We start from the raw sequence: 18,099 nt of genomic DNA, 5'->3' as shown, positions 1-18,099 counted from the left end.
AGAAAGGTGTCATCATGATCGCAAGAACCCGTAAATCACTGGCTGCCGCCCCAACCCCCATGGCGGGTCTGGCGCTGGGCATCGCCAGCCTTGGTTGGTGTTGGGAAAATGCCGGTCACTTCGATGGCCGGATGCAACTGCTGGGTGCTGCCATTGCGGCCGTGCTGCTGGTGATCCTGACCTTCAAGTTTCTGCTTCACCCCCGCCTGCTGTTGCAGGATCTCGCTCACCCCGTGGTGGGCAGTGTGGTACCGACCTATGCCATGGGTACCATGGTGGTCTCCAAAGCGCTCGGTATGATTGCGCCGCAAGCGGGCGAGGCCCTCTGGCTGTTTGCCGTAGCTGTTCACCTGCTGTTCCTGGCCACTTTTATCTGGCATCGCGCCAAAGAGTTTGAAATCCACCACATGGTGCCGAGCTGGTTCGTGCCGCCGGTGGGGATCATCGTGGCTGACGTCGCCTTCCCGGGTGGTCAGTTTGCCCCGCTGGCCAACGGTCTGCTCTGGTTCGGGATCATCTGCTACGGCCTGATGCTGCCGCTGATGCTCTATCGCCTGATCTTCAGCCATGAAGTGCCGGATGCCGCCAAACCGACCATCGCCATTCTGGCTGCCCCTGCCAGCCTCTCTCTGGCCGGTTACCTGACCGTCAGCCAGGAGCCGTCACTGCTGCTGGTGGCCGTGCTGTTGGGGATCGCCATCCTGATGACCGGCATCATCTATCTGGCCTTTATCAAACTGCTGCGTCTGCCTTTCTCGCCCGGTTATGCCGCCTTCACCTTCCCGCTGGTGATCGGTGCCACCGCCCTGTTCAAAGTGGCTCATCTGGTTGAAGGGTTTGCGCAAGGCAGTCACTACGTCGAGCAGATCAGACTGCTGGCCCACTTCGAGCTGGGGGTGGCTACCGTGATCGTCGGGTATGTGGCACTGCGTTACCTGATGTTTTTTCTGCCGCAGCGTAATACCGAAATGAATAACGGCATGGCCCGCCAGGGGGCTCACCGTTAAATCTTGAAGACGATGTGATATCGGGAAATGGATAAGCAGTGCGCTCCGAGAGCGACGGGATAAACGACCAGTCATACGATGGATGGACAAAGAGCCTCCACCCTGGTTGTGTAACGAGCAAAATGCCCCGCGGTGCGGGGCATTTTTTTATGGTTTTTTGATGTGGCGCCCGTGGCGGGCTATTTGCCATGGATTTAACTGGTATTACCTGTCAGGACGACTACAATACAGCACCACTTTTTCGCTCGACCCCAATACATGTCGTCCCAAGATCCCGTATTTGACTCCTCCTTTGAAGCCCGTTTTCTGCATCCCCGCTACTGGTTCAGCTGGCTGGCGCTCGGTGTGCTGATGCTGCTCGCCTTTGTGCCGGTGCGATTGCGCGACCGTTTGGCCGAAGCCTTGGCACCGCTGGTGTTTCGTATCTCGAAAAAACAGATCTATATCGCCAGAACCAATCTGGAGATCTGCTTCCCGGACAAGAGCCCGGAAGAGCGGGATGCCATTGCACTGACCTCGATCCGGGTCGGCCTCAAGAGTCTGTTGGGATTTGGCGAGTTCACCATGCGCAGTCAGCGTTATATGATGAGCCGGATGCAGGTGATCGGTTGGGAGCATATCGAGGCTGAACGCGCTGCCGGCCGTCCGGTGATCCTGGTGGTGCCCCATACCTGGCCGGTGGATGCCGCCGGTTACTGCTTCACCCAGCGCGGGGTGCCCATGTGCACCATGATGAAACGGGCGCGTAATCCGGTGTTTGACTGGCACCTCAACCGTGCACGAGCCAAGAACGGTTGCCGCGTCTATGAGCGCAGCGCCGGGATCAAGGCGGTGATCAGAACCATCAAGAGCGGTCGCAGCTTCTTCTATCTGCCGGATCAGGATCATGGCCGCGAGAAGAGCATCTTCGCCCCCTTCTTTGGCTATCCCAAAGCGACCCTGCCTGCCTTGCCCCGTCTGGTGCAGGTCAGTGGCGCCAAGGCGGTGCCGCTGCTCGCCTGCTATGACGAAGCGAACCACTGCTACCGGCTGGAGATTGAGGCACCGTTCGACAACTATCCCACCGAGGATGTGATGGCCGATACCTGTCGGATGAACGACATGGTGCAACAGCAGCTGATGCGCCATCCTGGCCAGTATATGTGGTTCCTCAAGATCTTCGATACCCGTGAAGATCAGGAGGGGCTAGATGGCCTTTACGAGGCGGGGATCCAGCGGATCCGCAAGGGATTGTCGCCCCACGGCTGACCCAGAATTTGGATTGATTGAAATGGCCCCAGGTGGGCCATTTTTTATGATAACTAGTCTGATCAGTGCCTTGCAGGCTGATGGCTAGCCTCCCCAGGGTAGAAAAAAATGTCAGGATAACTACAATAACCGTTTGTTTTTGATGACTTGATGGCCGCCATGTCTGCGTTAGATCCGGTATTTGATACCTCATTTCATAGCCGCCTGCTGCATCCCAAATGGTGGGGCAGCTGGTGTGCGCTGGGCCTGCTTTCCCTGCTGGCATTTACCCCCGCGAGACTGAGAGATCGCTTTGCCGATCTGGTCTCTCCGACCCTGCTACGTTTTTCGAAAAAGCAGGCCTATATCGCCGATACCAACCTCAAGATCTGCTTTCCCGAGCTGGATGCCGCTGCACGGCAGGCGCTGCTGCTCAAATCGATCCGGGTCGGGCTCAAGACCTTTATGGGCTTTGGCGAGCTCAGCTGGCGCAGCAAGGCGCGGCTGACCCGCCGCATCAAGGTCACCGGCTGGGAGCATGTGCAAGCGGAGCAGGCTGCGGGCCGCCCGGTGATCCTGGTGGTGCCTCATACCTGGGCGGTCGACATGATTGGCCGCTACTTCTCCATGATGGGCATCGAGATGTGCACCATGATGAAGAGCCCGAAAGATGAGGTGTTCGACTGGTACATCAACCGCGAGCGGGCCAAAGGGGGCAAGGTCTATGAGCGCAGTGCCGGGATCAAGCCGGCGATCAAGTCGATCCGCGCCGGTGCCAGTTTTTTCTACCTGCCGGATCAGGATCACGGCCGCGAGGCGAGCGTGTTTGTTCCCTTCTTTGGTCGCCCTAAAGCAACCCTGCCTGCGTTGCCCAAGCTGGTGAAACTGACTGGCGCCAGAGCCGTGCCCATCTTCGCCAGCTATGACGAGGATGAGGGACGCTATCTGCTGGAGATCGAGCCGCCGTTTGACCCTTATCCCACCGCCGATCTGCTGGCAGACGTCAATGCCATGAACCGGGTGGTGGAGATGCAGGTGGCGCGCCATCCCGAGCAGTACATGTGGTTTCTCAAGATCTTCGAAACCCTGGAGCATCAGGAGGGGGATGACGGACTCTATGAAGCGGGGATCCAGCGCATTCGTCAGGGCTTGCCGCCCGAACCTTGAAAATTGGCCCGCTTGCGGGCCATTTTTGTTGGCACAGGCGCCTTTCGTATTTGGTCTGCTGCTGGTGGTTTTTAAGGCGAACGGGTGGACAAAAACAGCGCAAACAGGGGATAACAGGGTGTCTTATGAAAGGGAGAGGCAGGTGAGCGTGCGCGGAGCTATCTTCGAGAGCGGAAATAGGGTAAAAGGGCGGCCATGAAAATTCCAAATCGAATCCAACCTCTGGTTGATGACGGCCTGGTCGATGAGGTCGTCAGCCGGTTGATGAGCGGCAAAGAGGCCGACGTCTATGTGGTGCGCTGTGGCGACGAGATCCGTTGCGCCAAAGTCTATAAAGAGGCGTCCAAGCGCAGCTTCAAGCAGGCTGTGGTCTATCAGGAGGGGCGCAAGGTGCGTAACAGCCGCAGCGCTCGCGCCATGGAGAAGGGCTCCAAGTACGGCCGTAAACAGCATGAAGAGGTGTGGCAGAACACCGAGGTCGACGCCCTGTTCAAGCTGGCGGCGGCCGGTGTGCGGGTGCCGCAGCCCTATGTTTGCCTCGATGGCGTCCTCTTGATGGAACTTATCACCGATGAGGATGGCAATGTCGCGCCGCGCCTTAACGATGTGGCACTCACCCCCGAGCAGGCGGTCATCGACCATGCCAAGGTGATCCGCTATGTGGTGCGGATGCTCTGCGCTGGTCTTATCCACGGGGATCTCTCCGAGTTCAATGTGCTGGTGGATGAACAGGGCCCGGTCATCATCGACCTGCCCCAGGTGGTGGATGCCGCCGCCAACAACCAGGCCAAGGCGATGCTGGAGCGGGACGTCAACAACATGCGCAACTACTACGGTATGTATGCCCCAGAGCTGCTCAAGACCCGTTATGCCCAGGAGATGTGGGCGCTGTTTGAAGATGGCAAACTCACCCCCGATAGCGAGCTGACCGGTCACTTTGAAGAGAGTCGCGCCGCCATCGATCTCGATTCGGTGCTGCAGGAGATTGAGAGCGCCGAGGAGGAGGCCTATGCCCGTCAGGCCCGGATGAAGGCGGAGCAGGAAGACAGCTACTAACGGTCTTGCCACGTTCGCAAAAAGAGCGCCTTCGGGGCGCTCTTTTTATTGCTGCTGCGGCTATGGTCGGCTGGGGCTGGGGGCTAGCTGATACATCTCCAGCCAGTGGCGATCCCCCGGATGGAAGCGCCGCCCCAGCAACACGCCACCGGCTGCTGTAATGACCTTGCGGGAAGCCAGATTATCTTCGCCGCAGCTGATCAGCACCGGCGCTGCCAGCACCTGTTGTTGTACCCAGCGCAGCAGCACGGTCGCGGCCCCTTCGCCACGGCGAGAGGGGCGAGTTTCGTAACCGATATGACCCAGCCACTGGCGGGTTGCCTTATTGTCACCGTGACGAAGACGCAGGGTGGCGATGATCTCCTCGCCATCGAGGGCAAAATAGGTGGTGGTCGGCAGGTATCCACTGGGCAAGTTGCGCCCTTTAGCGTGATCCAGCAGGCTCTGTAGCCAGCCGTCCGGGTCAAATTGCGCCACCTGATAGAGCGGCTGTCCGCCCTCGGCGCATTCGGTGACATAGCGCCGGTAAGCCGGGGCATCTGCCAGCCTGGCTGGTCGGCACTGCAGAGCGAGCACTGCGCTCATGACAGGAGCGCGCAGGGCGGCAGCGGTTGCGGCTCGTTGTGGTGGAGCTCCTGTACGCAGGCCCGTTGCCTTCCAGCCTGTTTGGCGGCGTAAAGGGCCCGATCCGCGCGCAGGTAGGCCGCTTCAAACCCCTCGTCAGGGTGTAGCGAGGTGAGGCCGATGCTGAGGCTGATGGGGCCACCGGCCAGCGTCCGGGTCGCCTCGGCGATCTGCTGTTGCAGGCTGTGGCAGTAGTCGGGCAGGGTCTGCGGGTCCGCCATCAACAGCAGGGCCAGCTCATCGCCGCCAAGCCGACCGGCCATGCCCTCAGAAGGCAGGGTATTGGTGATCACTTGACCCACGGCCCGCAGCATGGCATCACCGGCGGGGTGGCCGTGGCGGTCATTGATCTGTTTGAAGTTGTCCAGATCGATCAGCAGCAGCTGGCTAGGGCTAGCCATCTCGCGGGCACGCAGGGCAACCTGGCGTTCGAAATAGTGGCGGCTGAACAGGCCGGTCAGCTCATCCTGATTGGCGCGCCGCTCCAGCGTGCGCTGGGTGTCCAGCAAGGCTTGCTGCTGGCGAGTGTGGACTAGGCTCAGCAGCAGATAACTGCGGGCGATGGTAAAGAGCAGGCTGAGCAGGATCACAGGTCCGAGCAGCGGATCGGTGAAGGAGTTGGCCGCCTGCTCCGGCTGCCAGAGGTGTTTGGCGATCCGCAGTAGTTGCAACAGCAGTTGCAGGCCGAGCAGCAGAATGGCAAAGCGCAGCACCCGATAGACAGGGGCCAGCCGCTGGTAGCGCCAGAGCTGCCAGATAAGCAGCGCAATCTGCAGCGAGAGCACGCCGGAGAGCACGATGATCCGGCTGTGCACATCAAAGAGGGGTTGCTGCAGGGCGGTCAGGGCAAACAGGACGAAACCGCCGAGGGTAACGGCGGGCAGCTGCCAGCCCAGTTGGTCGGCTTCACGGCGAAAGAAGTGGCGCATACCCCGTTCATAGAGCAGGGTGGTCGACATCAACAGCAGGTTGGTGCAGAGAATATTGGCAAGGGATGCATTTCCCTCGAGGGGGCGCAGCAGCAGGCAGCAAAAAGCCCCAGCGATAACCAGTTCCCCCGCTGACCAGTAGATCAATGCCCTGATCTGGCGATGAGTGTGCCACATGGCGGCGAAAATGGTGGCGACCCCCACATGTGACAGCGTGACGAACAGCACCAGACTCAACAACTGGGCCGAGGAAAACAGACTTGGCATCAAAGGGCTCTCTGGGAAGTCACCTGTGAACGAACAGGCGATGGGGTATCGCCCGCTGGCAGTGGCCGATCACAACATGAATCCAACCTATTATCAATTGGTTAAATGGCTGAATATGCTTACCTCCGACTTCTTGCACGATGGCAATTGCTGACTCGATTTATCAGCGTACAAGGAGCCATTTTATTGTCTTGTCAGTCAATTTCGCTGCGTGAAAGGTGGTTGTGTTGGCGGCAGGGTGAACCCAACCGCCAGACGTTGTGCTAATCGCAGGTTGCAACAGGCAAGCGCATTACGATGGCCTCCCTGTCCAGATGGGTCAGCAGACGGCGCACGTCGTTGAGGCGGATGATCAGGGTAGCGGTGTTGACCAGCGGATGGCACTGCACCTGTTCGGCCTGCCAGATGGCCTCGTCCACCACCAGCTCTACCGCTTTTTCCCTGTCGCGCACCATGGCGAGCAGGGTCACCGAGCCCGGTGTAAGGCCGAGCACCGCATCGAGCCGCTCGGGGGAGCCAAAGCTCAGCCGCTTGACGCCGAGCATGGCTGCCAGCGCCTTGAGATCGACCCGGTGATCCTCCTGACTCACCACCAGAAACAGCCGCTCGCTTTTCGGATCGCGCAAAAAGAGGTTCTTGGTCTTGGCGGCGGGCAGGTCGGGCAGCAACTTGCTCGCCTCCTCACAGGTAAACACCGGGGGATGGTCAAAGCGCTGGTAGGGGATAGCCAGCTGATCCAGCAGGGAATAGATTGCCACAAAGACTCCTTTTGTCGGCGAAGAGTGGTCAGAACGGGATGGGCGCGAATAACGACCGGATCGAGCTTACCAGTTTGACCCCCGCCTCGCAGCCAGCGTGATGATTGCGAGCTGGCACTGTATGAACGTACAATAGTCCCATTCTCGGACAGCCCCTTTACGCTTCATGACTGCAACCCAGCCCACCGTACCCGCCACTCCGCCCCTCGACGGTTTTATCCTGACCCGCCACGGTCGGGACGTGCGCGGCCGCAACGGGCTGCCTGCAACCACCGAAATCGTGATGTGGCTCTGGAGCGCGCAGGGGCCGGTGCGGCTGGTGGTGCCGGGGCAGGAGCCGGTGTTCTTCCTGCCGCAGAGCCATATGGCAGAAGCCGCCGATCTGTTCAAAGGCGCCGGGGTGAGCGGACGGTTTCGCCGCCTGCCGATGCACACTTTCGATGGCCGCCCTGTGGTGGGCTGCTATTTCGCCACCCTGAGCGCCTTTCACCGCGCCATCGAGCTGCTGCTCATTCGCGGGCTGGAGCACTTCGAGGCGGATATCCGGCTGCCGGAGCGCTTCCTGATGGAGCGCTTCATCACCGCTGGTGTGCGCTTCGATGGCCGGGCGGTAAAAAAGGGGGGCAAGCAGGGATACTGGGAGGTGAACGAGGCGCGCTGCGCGCCGCAGGCGGTGACGCCAACCCTCTCCTGGGTGTCGCTCGACGTGGAGTGCGCCATGGACGGGGCCCTCTTCTCGGTCGGTCTTTACAGCGAACAGGATGCGCGGGTCATCATGATCGGCCCCCCGGAAGCGGATGCCGAGAGCTGGGGCACCGAGGTCCAGTGGGTGGCGGACGAGAGCGCCCTGCTGAGTGCGCTGGAGAGCTGGTTCAGCCTGCATGACCCCGATCTGGTCATCGGCTGGAACGTGGTTAATTTTGATTTTCGCCTGCTGCTACGCCGCGCCGAGCTTAACAAGCGGCGGCTGCGGCTCGGGCGGGGGCGCGAGCTCTGTTTCTGGCGCTCGTCACGGGGCGATCCCCAGACCGGCAACGTTATTATCCCCGGGCGCATGGTGCTCGACGGCATCGATACCCTGAAAAGCGCCACCTGGCAGTTTGCCAGCTACAGCCTGGATGCGGTGGCGAGCGAACTGCTTGGCCGTGGCAAGGATATCGAGGACGTGGCCAATCGGGGGGAGAAGATCACCGAGCTGTTCCACTCCGACAAGGAGGCGCTCGCCCGCTACAACCTGGAAGATTGCAAGCTGGTGTGGGAGATCTTCGACTACTGCCACCTTATCCCGTTTGCCATCGAACGCGCCTCCCTCACTGGCCTTGAGCTGGACAGGGTAGGGGGCTCGGTGGCGGCCTTTACCAACCTCTATCTGCCGCGGCTCCATCGTGGCGGCTACGTGGCCCCCAATCTGCCGGCCGACGGTGGGCTCGCGAGCCCCGGCGGTTATGTGATGGACTCCAAACCCGGTCTCTATCGCCATGTGCTGGTGCTCGATTTCAAGAGCCTCTATCCCAGCATCATCCGCACCTTCTGCATCGACCCCATGGGGCTCATCGAAGGGCTGCAGCATCCCGAGCACGCCATTCCGGGCTTTCGCGGCGCTATGTTCTCCCGCGAGCGGCATTCCTTGCCGGAACTCATCGCCACCCTGTGGGCGGCGAGGGACAGAGCCAAGGCGGCCAGCAACAAGGCGCTCTCCCAGGCCATCAAAATCATCATGAACTCTTTCTACGGCGTGCTGGGTTCAGGGGGCTGCCGTTTCTATGATCCGCGCCTAGCCTCGTCCATTACCCTGCGTGGCCACAGCATCATGCAGCAGACCCGCGAGTGGATTGAGGCGAAGGGGTTCGAGGTGATCTATGGCGACACCGACTCCACCTTTGTCCATCTGGGGCGCGAGACCAGCCCGGATGAGGCGGACGAGATTGGCCAGCGACTGGCGCAAATGATCAACGACAACTGGGCTGCACTGATCAGGCGCGAGTTCGATCTGCCGAGCTATCTGGAGATCCAGTACGAGACCCACTATCGCCGCTTTCTGATGCCCACCATCCGCGGGCTGGAGAAGGGCAGCAAGAAGCGCTATGCGGGGCTGGTTGGCAAAGCCAGTGAGGGGAGTGAACAGCTGGTATTCAAGGGGCTCGAATCGGTGCGCACCGACTGGACCATGCTGGCCAAGCAGTTTCAGACCCGCCTCTATGAACTGGTGTTTCACGATGAAGATCCCAGCGGCTATGTGCGCACCATGGTGGATGAGACTCGGGCCGGTCGTCACGACGATCTGCTCATCTACCGCAAACGGCTACGCCAGAAGCTCGAAGAGTATCAGAAGAATGTGCCGCCCCATGTGCGGGCAGCGCGGCTGGCCGATGAGGAGAACCTGCGCCGCGGTCTGCCCCAGCGCTATCAGCATCGGGGCGCCATCGCCTATCTGATGACCCTCAATGGCCCAGAGCCGCTGGAATACAGGCGCAGCGCCATCGATTACGAACACTACATAGACAAGCAGTTGCGGCCCATTGCCGATGCCATCCTGCCCTTTATCGGCGAGTCGTTCGACCGGATCTGCGGTCAGCAGCTGGATCTTTTCTGATTGGTGCAAGTTGGCACTTTACTTCCCATGAATACTGGATAAAAATACAGTTATAAATCATGGAGAAGTTTCCTATGCGTCTTGAAATCATCATCGACAGAAAACATCAGATCCCGACCTCGACCATGGAGGCGCTACGTCAGGAGCTGCTCAAGCAGCTTGGCGAAAAATTTCCCGACATCCATGTGCGGGTCGCGCCAGGCAGTGCCATGGCTCTGACCGTCAGCCGTGCCAGCAAGGAAGACAAAGAGCTGGCCGAAGCCATGGTGCAGGAGGTGTGGGAGAACGCCGAGAGCTGGATGCCGGAAGAGAACGTCGCCTCCTGATCCCGCACGGTCAGTGGATAACTCGGACGTTGGATAAATGGGTTGTGGATAAACGTGCATGCCCGCTAATGCACTGCTGATACCCATACAACAAAAAACGCAGCCAGGTGGCTGCGTTTTTGTTGGTGATGAGTTCGCGATGGCTTGTCTGGCTCTGGGTTGAGCCATGCCGTTACAACCCCGCCCAGCTTTTCAGGCTCTGCTGCTGCACCCGGCGATTGGCTTCGCGGATCTCCCCTTTGGCGCGCAGGTCGGCCAGCGCAATGGGCAGTGCGGTGCGGATCTCGTCACTGCTCATCCCGGCTTTGAGGGCAGGGTGATAGGCCATCTTGAGCAGCACATAGTCCAGCCCGGTCAAAAAGCTGTCGATGCTGTTGTCATTGAAGATGGAGGGAAACACCTTGTCCGAGTCGTTGGGCAGCCCCATCACCTGGGTGAACTCCTCCACCACGCAGTCGAGAAAGCGCCCCTTGGCCCGGCTGTAGTCTACCGGAATGATGATGGTGGCACGGCTGATCTCGTGTTTCGCATTGGTTGCGAAGTTGGCAAGGCAGAGCCCCTCCTTGAGCGCCATCTTGACCGATGGATCCCCCCCCATGGTGCGGTTGGCCCAGCTCTTCATCTTGCTGTAGTCGGTCATGATCAGGGTGAGGTTGGGCTTTGCGGTCACCATGCTGATGGGATGGCCGGTGATGCGAGCCAGATGGGCCGCCTGAACCTTCACCACGTCGGCCTGCAGCGGCTTGTCACCCGATTCGTTGATAAGTTGCAGCCGGATCGGCTGCTGCCAGCGGGCAAAACGGGTCTGCCTGGCTTCGCCATACTCCCGCTCCATGGCGATGGCCATAAAGCTCTCGGTGAGATAGCTGTCGCTCTGCCAGCGCTCATCGGCCCGGGCGCTGTGGCCCACGAGCAGAAGCAGCAGGGCCAGCAGCCCAAGTGACGCGCGGCGGGGACGGGCAGCGCAGCCCAAGCTGGCCATTACCAAAGTGGCAATAAAGCGGGTGGCGGCAAATGACATGTTTCCTCCCTGAAACGGTTGTCAGCCTAGCGGTTGGCCTTGTCGATATCACGCCAGGTGAGCCAAAGCCTGAGATCAAACTCCAGTTGATGATAGTCGGGCTCCATGTGCTGGCAGAGCTGGTAGAAACTCTTGTTGTGATCCTTCTCTTTGATATGGGCCAGCTCGTGCACCACGATCATTTTCAGGAACGGGGGCGGTGCCTCCTTGAACAGGGCGGCGATGCGGATCTCGTTCTTGGCCTTGAGCTTGCTGCCCTGTACCCGGCTGACGTAGGTGTGCAGGCCGAGGGCATCCTTGATCACGTTGATCTTGCCATCGAACACCACCTTTGACAGGGGGGCCGAGCTCTTGAGGTAGCGGTTCTTCAGCTCCATGGTGTAGGCGAGCAGCGCCTTGTCACTCTGGATCTGGTGGCTCTCCGGATAGCGTTTGGCCAGCATCTCCCCCAGCTTGCCTGCCGCAATCAGCTGCTGTACCTGTGCCTTGAGAGGGTCGGGATAGCCGCCCAGATAAGTCAGTTCCGCCATGGTGTCACTCGTTACATCAAAAAGAGCGTCATTGTAGTTATCTCGGGCGGGCTTGCCTACTGCGGGCCGCTGCTGCAAGGGGCTCTGGCGCAATAAAAAGGGCGGCCATTGCAACAATGGCCGCCCTGCGGGGCGTATTGACGATCAGCGTCGGCGATAGAGACCCGGATCCACCTCTTCATAGTGGCTGGTCAGGTATTGATAGAAGGCAAGATGGGAAGGGGAGCTCGGCTTTTTCAGCTCCTCGCTCACCCGATCCGGCTTGGCGATGATGAACTTCGGATTCTGGCGCTGGATATCGGCCAGCACCCGCTCGCGCACGTCATAGGGCGGATTGACGTTGGCAAAGAAGAGGTAGGCGGACGCTGGTTGGCGATCGGTCCAGAGATAATATTGCGGCTGGATGCCATCGACCCAGATCTTCTCGTTTGGGTTGGTCTCGGTCTTGATACGATCGACCCGTACCTGCGCCGCCGGATTGAAGGGGCGACCCTTGAGGGTCCCTTCCCAGGCGTTATTGATCATCAGCAGCAGCATGGCCAGTGTCGCCAGCCAGGGGGTGGCACTGCGCACATCCCAGGCGCGCCAGAGGGGGATGAGGATCAGCACCGGCAGCGCCCACAGCAGGCTGGTGCCGAGCACCTCGTTGACCCGCTCGAGGGACCACTCCTTGGTGCTCCAGCCAAAGGCGAGCTGCTGGGCCAGCAGCCAGCTGGCAGTGAGCACCACCAGCGAGATGCAGAGCAGGCCGATCGCATCAGCCTGTTGTTCGCTGCGATCCAGCAATACCGCCAGCGGCAGCACTGCCAGTTGCAGATAGAGCACGTCGTAGTGATCGAACACATGTCCGGAGACCGAGTTGGCGATCAGGGTAAACAGCACCCCAAACAGGGTCGCCAGCAGGGCGGGCAGATACCACTCCTGACGGCGGCTCAGCATCAGAATGATGAAGGCGGGCAGCAGCATGATAAGGCCGGTGCGCAGCAGGCCGACGGCGCCCACCATGGGGGAGAAGCCATTGCCGTAGCTCCCTTCGAAGAAGATGTCGAAGGCGTAGTATTTGAAGGCCGCCAGCAGATCATGCTGCTGGAAGTAGGCGTAAAGCGGGCCGCCAATCAGCGCCAGTCCCAGCAGGCTGGAGATGAGCAGCAAGATGGCATCACGCCACTTCTCATGCAGACACCAGTGGCAGAACAGTACCAGATACCAGGCGCCCCAGAAGGCGCCGTTGTTGGTGCGCATCCAGGCGACGATGGCGAAGGTGAGTGCCGCCACCAGCGCCGGCCACCAGCGAAATCCCTTGTCCAGCAGCAGGGTAATGAAGGCCCACTGGGCGATGAGGGCGAGGTGGAAGGTCCAGTCCTCGGTCATGTTGCCGTAGTAGTAACGGGTGCCGTAGAGAGCCAACACCGCCAGCATGGCGCCAAGGCGCGCCTTGAACGAGAGTCCGAGCTGGGCAAAGGCCTGCCAGCTGGCCAGCAGCCCGAGCCAGCAGAGCACCCACTCCAGCGCCCAGATCCCGACAAAACCACCCATTCGATAGCCCAGCGCGTCGAGGGCGAAGATCATCGGCCCCTTGATATCGATCATGTCGCGATAGAGCACACCCCCTTCGCTCCACATCTTGCCCATCACCGCGAACAGCGAAGCATCAAAGCCCGGCGCCATGGCGTGGAAGAGCGGGTTGCGCAGACAGAAGAGCAGCGCCAGCAGGGCGGTCAGCAGCACAATGGTTGGCTTGATACCCGGGTTGACGCGAGGGGGAGTGAAACGGATGGAGTGATTCATGAAGTCGCCTGTTCCTGCAGCTGGTCTTGAAAGCGGGCCTATCTTGCCGAGCTAGTGAGTGTGATGCAATGGGGCAGGCCTGTGTGGGGCAAATATTCTCGAAAAAGCCCGGTTCTTGCAGGGAACCGGGCGCTGGCTGCGGCAATATTGGCCGTCAGGGGATGTGGCAAAGCCATCCCCTCTCTGCATCAACTGATGTACTCAAGCAGGGGCGGCTGCGCTTCCAGTGTCGGCAGGTGACGGGCCCAGCGGATAAAGGCGTCGGCCAGGGTGATGCCGAGCTCCTGATTGTGCTGGGTCAGGGTACGCGCCAGTGCGGTGTAGCCCTCCTTGCCGGAGGCGGTATAGGCGCTCGACACCCCGCGATAGACCTGTTCGGCATTGACCGCTTGCCACTGGCCGGGGGCGGCTTCCCACTCCAGTCGGGTGATGCGCTGACCCTTGGGCCGATCGGCCTGATAGGTGAATCGCACCCCTGCGGTGTAGGGGAAGCTGCCGTTGCCATTGCCGACCACGCCGTTGTTGGTGGCGTTGTCGATGGCATTCTCCAGCGCTTCCGCCAACTCGTGACCGTGCACCCGATAGAGGGTGAGGGGAATGGCAAACGGCAGCAGGCGACCGGCGATATCCGCTTCGCTCAGGGGGCCCGGCTCCAGCGAGCAGCGCACACCGCCAGCGTTGTGCAGGGCAAAGTCCACCTCGCCTACCTGTTCACGGGCGGCGGTCAGCATGGCGCGGGCCACCAGCGGGGCGAGCTGGCTGCCGTGGGGCAGGGTGGCATCCGGCAGCCGCTGATGGGGAAGTGGCGCCGCCAGTCGGGTGACGATGCGCTGGCTCATGGTTTCAATCTCCGGCCGGTAGCGTTTGGCCAGATGCTGTTCGAGCTGTGGATCCGGCTCGCAGAAGGTGAGCCCGACAGGTGGCGTGGAAGCGAACGGCCAGGGCTGCCAGGGGAGCCACTCCAGCTGCCCCTCACTTTGCACGACGCGGCCCGCCTCATCGAAGGTGAGCTCGCAGACACCGAGGCAGAGGGCGCTGTGGCCAGCGTGCAAAATGGCCACCCCGTTGTTCATCAGGGGGTAGGTACCTTCGCTTGGCAGACCCAGCGGCGCGAGATCGCCGAGCAGGCTGTGGGTGTGGCCGCCAATGATGAGACTGAGCTCGGGGAAGCGCTCGGCCAGCAGCTTGTCCTGATCCAACCCGAGGTGGCTCAGCAGCACGATATGCTGGAGCCCTTCGCGCTTGATCTCCCGCAGCACTTTAGTGAGGGTCTCGGCGACCGCGTGGAAACGGGTGTGGGGATCCGGGTTGGCGATGGCAGCCATTTGGGCGAGGGTGATGCCGAGCAGCGCAAAGGGAACCCCGTCGATCACCCGACGATGCCAGGGCTGATGGGCGTCGTAGAGGTGGGGAATATCCCACAGCCCGAGGGTTGTGTCGGCAGGCTCCTGACTGTTATCCAGATTGGCGGCCAGCACCGGAAAATCGAGCTGGCGCAAGAACTCCACCAGTGGGCCGTTGCCCAGATCGAATTCGTGGTTGCCAAGTACCATGGCATCGGGGGCCAGCATGGCGAGCAGGTCGGCGTTGGCGCGCCCTTTGAAACGGTTGAAATAGAGAGAGCCCTGAAAGGAGTCGCCACCGTGCAGAAACAGAAAACGCTGGCCGGCTGCTGCGGCTTTGGCACGCAGTTGGGTCAGTCGGGTCAGGATCCGGGCATAACCGCCGCACTGGGTGCGCCATTGGCCTTCACCGACAGGGGAGAAGCTCATGGGCGCGCCATCGAAGTGGGAGTGGCAATCACTGAAATGGGCAAGTTGAACCGTAATACTCATCTCGGTCCTCCTTAGGGGGAAAATGAGCACCGAGTCTACTGCAAAGGGGGGGGAGGATACCAGCCCGGCAGGGTGCCGGGCTGGTCAATGATCAGGCGGGTACCATGATCTGGGTGGCGACGATCACCACCAGTAGGCCGACGGCGACCGGCATACTGGTGCGCTTGACCACCTCGAACGGCGAGAGCTTGCCCATCCCGGCACAGGCAACCACCACCCCGGAGACCGGAGAAATGGTGCGACCCAGGTTGGAGGCTTGCAGCATCGGGATCACCAGATAGGCCGGGTTGATGCCAAGGCTGCTGGCCAGGTTGGGGATCAGCTCCACGAAGGCGTAGAAGGGGGCATTGCCCGAGCCGGTGGTGAAGGCGGCCAGGGTGGTGATCACCACCAGTGACAGCATCATGATCAGGCCACCCGAACCGAGATCCTGCGCGTGAGCCAGCAGGGTGTCGATAAAGCCGATGGTCATCAGACCCTGGGCGAAGACACCGGCACCGACCAGCAGCATGACCACACCGGCAAAGGCGTCAGCCATGTTGCGCCAGCAGACCTGCAGACCGTCCAGCAGCTCCTTGCCATTGCGGATCCGCACCAGCTCCAGCAGGCTGGCCAGCACCATGCACATGACGATGATGGTGACGATATCCAGCTGCGGACCCCATTTGCCGTCAAACACCAGCACCCCGATGATGGGGGTAAAGGGAAGGATTGCGTAAAAGGCAGGCGCAGTCGTCACCAGATCACCCGGGGCGACCGGCTCGTTGTGCTCACCGGATTTCTGGTCAAGGTAGCGTTGCCAGAAGAAGTGGGTCACCGCCATGCAGGCGATCGCCACCAGCGAGATAGGCAGGGTCAGCTTGAAGGCAAAATCCAGCAGCGGCATGTTGGCGGCCTGAGCGGCCATCACCACGTCCCCTGAGGTCGGTGCCAGAATGATAGCGGCTGGCGAGGCGCACACGGCCACAGCCGCGCCACGGGAGATCCCCATGTTGACCATCAGCGGGAACAGGGTGGCCATCAGCAGCACGCCGAGGCCGGTAGCGGAGCTGACCGCCAGCGACATGGCGCAGGCCACCAGATAGGCAGCCACCAGCAGGATATAGGGGGACTTGATGATGCCGAGCGGTTTGCTGGCCAGCTTGACTAGAATGGTGTTGGCGCCGATATGGCTCATGTAGCCGGCGAAGCCGCACAGCACCATGATCAGCATCCCCAGTCCACCGCCACGGTCATTGAGCAGGAAGCGGACGTATTCGAAGATATCGGTTGCGATATAGCCGGTGCTGACCACCTTGCTCGGCAGTACCGGCTTGCCCATCATGGCGGTGATGACCAGCAGCAGCAAGCCGCCGCTCAGCAGCACCCCGGTCGCGGAGTATCCTTTGAAAATGGCACGGCCCACCACCAGGGTGACCAGGGTGCCAACGATGAGTTCCAGCATATGTTGCCTTCTGATTGGATGAGAGTGGAGGGAGTCTATTCCGATAGGGGTAGAGTGGCGACTGGAAACAGGATGTTGTGTGAGCTAAATCAACGTTTAACCCCGTGAACAGAATTAAAGAAAGGTAAAGGTACTTTACCCAGCGGGTTTGGCTACCTACCCTTGCCAGCCTTGGTTGTCTTTTGAGGCTTTTATATGGTGGTTGGTGATTTTTCAGGCATTAAACGCTCTCTTTTCCTGCTTGCGATGCTATTTTCACCTACTTGCGTGTTTGCGGTAACCAATGACGGTTTTCATCAAACCGGTCCTCATCAGGCGGTCGCCATGCGGCGTCTCATGGCTCCTCACTCTTACGGCGTACTGGTGGTTGCCGAGGGGAACAGACCCCGTTTTGCCGCGCTGGCATCCAAAACCACCGAAGCAAACTGCCTGGCCCGTCATGCCATCCGGGTAGATGGGGTCGCGCTGCTGGTCACCCCGAGATTCTATGCCAAAGAGGGAAAACGGGGACTTTGCGAGCTGTGGCTCAATGAGGGGGCAGATCAGGACTTTTTTGCCAACCGTCTTAAAAATGATCATTTTATTCAGATAGATGGTCATGACATCAATGTGAAAAACTATCACCTCGACTGGCAGCGCATCAGCCGTCATGCTCAATAAAAATACAGTTTTGGCCTTGTGCCATACTCTGCTCACGCAACCTGTGAGCGTGCTCTGATTTCTGGGCGCATCATTGTATTGCGCCGCCTCGTCGTCACACATAGGCTATACCCGTCATCTGTGTGGCGGTGGGGTTCACCAAGGTTGGTACTCCGCCCGTGCAATCAAGGAAGGTAGTCTGGCATGGTCAGCAAGGTTTATGGAGTAGTGGGGGTCGGGTTGTTGCTGTTGCCCCTGATGAGTCAGGCTCAGCCGAGCCGGCCGCAAGTGGTGCCAGAGTCCCGCATCAATGTCCGTTTTTATGAGGTCAATGCAACCGGTCCTGAGCAGCTTGCCCGGGCGATTGCCCAGAGTGCTCCCAAGGTGAATGGCAAGCCCGTGCTCGGCAAGGCGAGTTATCAAGTGGACTGGCAGCTGGATACCGAGCAGTTGCCGGGGCGCTGCCAGCTTAACCGGGTGACGGTGACCACCAACGCCACTGTGTTGCTGCCCCGCTGGCGTCAGAGTGCTAACAGTAACGATCCTGCCCGTCAGCGCTGGGGGCGGCTGCTCTCCAGCATGTTTGACTACGAATCCCGCTTCAAGGAGATGGTGCTGCAAGGGGCCAATCATGTGGGGGGCGCCATTGCGGCGTTACCGGGCCATGCAGATTGCCAGGCGCTGCGCTATGCCGCGTGGGCCGCGGGCAGTGGCGAGCTGAACAAGATCAAGGGACGGCTCGATGGATTCCAGCGGCAGACAGGTTACGGCGAACAACTCGGGGTGCACTGGCCCAAGTGAGCGCTATCTCAAGACGCAATATCCAGCATCGCACGATTTGATAAACAGAATGGCCGCCCGATGGGCGGCCATTCTATTTGTTTGCTG

16 protein-coding genes are annotated in these 18,099 nt (G+C 60.3%); 8 read left to right on the top strand and 8 right to left on the bottom strand.

Features of this window, described 5'->3' with window-relative positions; all coding sequences use genetic code 11:
• The first annotated feature begins 14 nt into the window (after positions 1–14).
• The 4 genes from WBR25_RS11220 to WBR25_RS11205 all read left to right on the top strand — a co-directional run bounded on the left by WBR25_RS11220 (position 15) and on the right by WBR25_RS11205 (position 4,457).
• Positions 15–1,007: a TDT family transporter gene (locus WBR25_RS11220; RefSeq protein ID WP_005352390.1), complete on the top strand. Its 993-nt coding sequence runs from the start codon at positions 15–17 to the stop codon at positions 1,005–1,007.
• Positions 1,008–1,265: 258 nt separating this feature from the next.
• On the top strand, positions 1,266–2,255 hold the full coding sequence (gene lpxM / locus WBR25_RS11215; protein ID WP_429107293.1) for a lauroyl-Kdo(2)-lipid IV(A) myristoyltransferase: 990 nt from the start codon (positions 1,266–1,268) through the stop codon (positions 2,253–2,255).
• Between the two features lie 150 nt (positions 2,256–2,405).
• Positions 2,406–3,401, top strand: coding sequence for an LpxL/LpxP family acyltransferase (locus tag WBR25_RS11210; protein WP_162515105.1), 996 nt, complete (start codon positions 2,406–2,408; stop codon positions 3,399–3,401).
• Between the two features lie 195 nt (positions 3,402–3,596).
• The gene (locus tag WBR25_RS11205; RefSeq protein WP_021231339.1) at positions 3,597–4,457 is read left to right on the top strand and encodes a PA4780 family RIO1-like protein kinase; all 861 of its coding nucleotides are present in this window, start codon (positions 3,597–3,599) and stop codon (positions 4,455–4,457) included.
• 60 nt (positions 4,458–4,517) lie between these two features.
• Here the strand turns inward: WBR25_RS11205 and WBR25_RS11200 are convergent, their stop codons facing one another.
• The 3 genes from WBR25_RS11200 to WBR25_RS11190 all read right to left on the bottom strand — a co-directional run bounded on the left by WBR25_RS11200 (position 4,518) and on the right by WBR25_RS11190 (position 7,035).
• The gene (locus WBR25_RS11200; protein WP_479747932.1) at positions 4,518–5,042 is read right to left on the bottom strand and encodes a GNAT family N-acetyltransferase; all 525 of its coding nucleotides are present in this window, start codon (positions 5,040–5,042) and stop codon (positions 4,518–4,520) included.
• Positions 5,039–6,277 (bottom strand): GGDEF domain-containing protein, encoded by a 1,239-nt coding sequence (locus tag WBR25_RS11195; RefSeq protein WP_429107297.1) that lies wholly within the window; start codon positions 6,275–6,277, stop codon positions 5,039–5,041. Before WBR25_RS11195 ends, WBR25_RS11200 begins: the two co-directional genes overlap by 4 nt.
• A gap of 263 nt (positions 6,278–6,540) precedes the next feature.
• Positions 6,541–7,035: a prolyl-tRNA synthetase associated domain-containing protein gene (locus tag WBR25_RS11190; RefSeq protein WP_429107299.1), complete on the bottom strand. Its 495-nt coding sequence runs from the start codon at positions 7,033–7,035 to the stop codon at positions 6,541–6,543.
• Between the two features lie 166 nt (positions 7,036–7,201).
• On the opposite strand from WBR25_RS11190, the gene WBR25_RS11185 reads away from it, so the two are divergent.
• Both WBR25_RS11185 and WBR25_RS11180 read left to right on the top strand, forming a co-directional pair.
• Complete coding sequence (locus tag WBR25_RS11185; protein ID WP_479747930.1) at positions 7,202–9,628, top strand: DNA polymerase II; 2,427 nt, start codon at positions 7,202–7,204, stop codon at positions 9,626–9,628.
• A gap of 74 nt (positions 9,629–9,702) precedes the next feature.
• On the top strand, positions 9,703–9,954 hold the full coding sequence (locus tag WBR25_RS11180) for a DinI family protein (RefSeq protein ID WP_005333426.1): 252 nt from the start codon (positions 9,703–9,705) through the stop codon (positions 9,952–9,954).
• 172 nt (positions 9,955–10,126) lie between these two features.
• Here WBR25_RS11180 and WBR25_RS11175 read toward each other — a convergent pair whose 3' ends face one another.
• The 5 genes from WBR25_RS11175 to dcuC form a co-directional block, all read right to left on the bottom strand.
• Positions 10,127–10,936: a DUF2927 domain-containing protein gene (locus WBR25_RS11175; RefSeq protein WP_429107308.1), complete on the bottom strand. Its 810-nt coding sequence runs from the start codon at positions 10,934–10,936 to the stop codon at positions 10,127–10,129.
• A gap of 65 nt (positions 10,937–11,001) precedes the next feature.
• A complete protein-coding gene (locus WBR25_RS11170; RefSeq protein ID WP_005333421.1) occupies positions 11,002–11,505 on the bottom strand; it encodes a M48 family metallopeptidase in 504 nt (167 codons plus the stop codon).
• Positions 11,506–11,649: 144 nt separating this feature from the next.
• A complete protein-coding gene (locus tag WBR25_RS11165) occupies positions 11,650–13,293 on the bottom strand; it encodes a hypothetical protein (protein ID WP_429107303.1) in 1,644 nt (547 codons plus the stop codon).
• Between the two features lie 188 nt (positions 13,294–13,481).
• On the bottom strand, positions 13,482–15,128 hold the full coding sequence (locus WBR25_RS11160; protein WP_236357517.1) for a bifunctional metallophosphatase/5'-nucleotidase: 1,647 nt from the start codon (positions 15,126–15,128) through the stop codon (positions 13,482–13,484).
• A 91-nt stretch (positions 15,129–15,219) separates the two neighbouring features.
• Positions 15,220–16,572 (bottom strand): anaerobic C4-dicarboxylate transporter DcuC, encoded by a 1,353-nt coding sequence (gene dcuC / locus WBR25_RS11155; RefSeq protein ID WP_479747927.1) that lies wholly within the window; start codon positions 16,570–16,572, stop codon positions 15,220–15,222.
• Between the two features lie 195 nt (positions 16,573–16,767).
• On the opposite strand from dcuC, the gene WBR25_RS11150 reads away from it, so the two are divergent.
• Positions 16,768–17,232, top strand: coding sequence for a hypothetical protein (locus WBR25_RS11150; RefSeq protein WP_139433042.1), 465 nt, complete (start codon positions 16,768–16,770; stop codon positions 17,230–17,232).
• Between the two features lie 183 nt (positions 17,233–17,415).
• Positions 17,416–18,012: a DUF922 domain-containing protein gene (locus WBR25_RS11145; RefSeq protein WP_479747925.1), complete on the top strand. Its 597-nt coding sequence runs from the start codon at positions 17,416–17,418 to the stop codon at positions 18,010–18,012.
• Positions 18,013–18,099 lie beyond the last annotated feature (87 nt).

The organism is Aeromonas sp. MTB (assembly GCF_056632455.1).
This window is presented reverse-complemented; position numbering and strand designations above follow the sequence as displayed.

What these genes read in the sequence shown, in the direction of transcription:
- WBR25_RS11220 (WP_005352390.1), top strand. Translation starts at nt 15, where the DNA reads ATGATCGCAAGAACCCGTAAATCACTGGCTGCCGCCCCAACCCCCATG.
- lpxM (WP_429107293.1), top strand. Translation starts at nt 1,266, where the DNA reads ATGTCGTCCCAAGATCCCGTATTTGACTCCTCCTTTGAAGCCCGTTTT.
- WBR25_RS11210 (WP_162515105.1), top strand. Translation starts at nt 2,406, where the DNA reads ATGGCCGCCATGTCTGCGTTAGATCCGGTATTTGATACCTCATTTCAT.
- WBR25_RS11205 (WP_021231339.1), top strand. Translation starts at nt 3,597, where the DNA reads ATGAAAATTCCAAATCGAATCCAACCTCTGGTTGATGACGGCCTGGTC.
- WBR25_RS11200 (WP_479747932.1), bottom strand. Translation starts at nt 5,042, where the DNA reads ATGAGCGCAGTGCTCGCTCTGCAGTGCCGACCAGCCAGGCTGGCAGAT.
- WBR25_RS11195 (WP_429107297.1), bottom strand. Translation starts at nt 6,277, where the DNA reads ATGCCAAGTCTGTTTTCCTCGGCCCAGTTGTTGAGTCTGGTGCTGTTC.
- WBR25_RS11185 (WP_479747930.1), top strand. Translation starts at nt 7,202, where the DNA reads ATGACTGCAACCCAGCCCACCGTACCCGCCACTCCGCCCCTCGACGGT.
- WBR25_RS11180 (WP_005333426.1), top strand. Translation starts at nt 9,703, where the DNA reads ATGCGTCTTGAAATCATCATCGACAGAAAACATCAGATCCCGACCTCG.
- WBR25_RS11175 (WP_429107308.1), bottom strand. Translation starts at nt 10,936, where the DNA reads ATGGCCAGCTTGGGCTGCGCTGCCCGTCCCCGCCGCGCGTCACTTGGG.
- WBR25_RS11170 (WP_005333421.1), bottom strand. Translation starts at nt 11,505, where the DNA reads ATGGCGGAACTGACTTATCTGGGCGGCTATCCCGACCCTCTCAAGGCA.
- WBR25_RS11165 (WP_429107303.1), bottom strand. Translation starts at nt 13,293, where the DNA reads ATGAATCACTCCATCCGTTTCACTCCCCCTCGCGTCAACCCGGGTATC.
- WBR25_RS11160 (WP_236357517.1), bottom strand. Translation starts at nt 15,128, where the DNA reads ATGAGTATTACGGTTCAACTTGCCCATTTCAGTGATTGCCACTCCCAC.
- dcuC (WP_479747927.1), bottom strand. Translation starts at nt 16,572, where the DNA reads ATGCTGGAACTCATCGTTGGCACCCTGGTCACCCTGGTGGTGGGCCGT.
- WBR25_RS11150 (WP_139433042.1), top strand. Translation starts at nt 16,768, where the DNA reads ATGGTGGTTGGTGATTTTTCAGGCATTAAACGCTCTCTTTTCCTGCTT.
- WBR25_RS11145 (WP_479747925.1), top strand. Translation starts at nt 17,416, where the DNA reads ATGGTCAGCAAGGTTTATGGAGTAGTGGGGGTCGGGTTGTTGCTGTTG.